General features: G+C 48.7%; 1 protein-coding gene. It reads left to right on the top strand.

Translation table 11 applies throughout. The annotated features are described in order from the left end of the window. Positions 1-448 (top strand): hypothetical protein (locus AWB78_RS49260; RefSeq protein WP_232478165.1); only part of this gene is annotated, 448 nt, incomplete at its 5' end. Positions 449-692: the final 244 nt, after the last annotated feature.

Raw genomic sequence — 692 nt, forward strand, 5'->3', positions numbered from 1 at the left:
TACCACACCCATACGTATATCAACAGTGACATTCATCGGTCGTGACGTGCCACCACAAGACTTTATTGGGCACCCCGCCGAAACCCGCGCCGATACAAGGCCTGGCTGTCGAAAATCGCGTTTTTGGCCGTGGAACTGTCGAACTCCGGTGTGCGGAGTCGGCATTTTGACCGAGCGCAGCGGGAAAATGTTGGGCGGCAAGGTAAACTCCATGATTCGCGATGATATCCTAAATGAGATACACCAGGATGCACAAAATAGAGGCTTTGAATTGATGAAATTTCTTCTGGAACATCAGAATGACATATCCCCTGATAGTTTTGAGAACGCAGTGGCAATGTTTGTGCACAAAGATGTTTTGAACGCTTTAAAGGATGGCTTGAATATAGAAGAGCTCAATGGCAGAAAGGGCCGTGCAATCGACAGACGCTTGACGGAACTTGCGTAAGCGGGGTGGTCAAGGCATCGTTGTGTCGTGAAAGACAGTGAAAGACAGTGGGCGCAGACACAAGGTATCCGCTTCTCGGTTAGGGCGAGTTTGGAGTATCGCTAGGTCTGACGGTTAAGGACGAATCACAAAAGCGCAGACGGTGAAATTCGATGGCGCCCTGCTCGCTTGAGTTCGACAGTTAAACGCGCAACTATTTGATTTTATTGATGTCGATTTTAAAAAATGCCACTACAACAGCGCG

The organism is Caballeronia calidae (assembly GCF_900044055.2).
Classification (GTDB): domain Bacteria; phylum Pseudomonadota; class Gammaproteobacteria; order Burkholderiales; family Burkholderiaceae; genus Caballeronia; species Caballeronia calidae.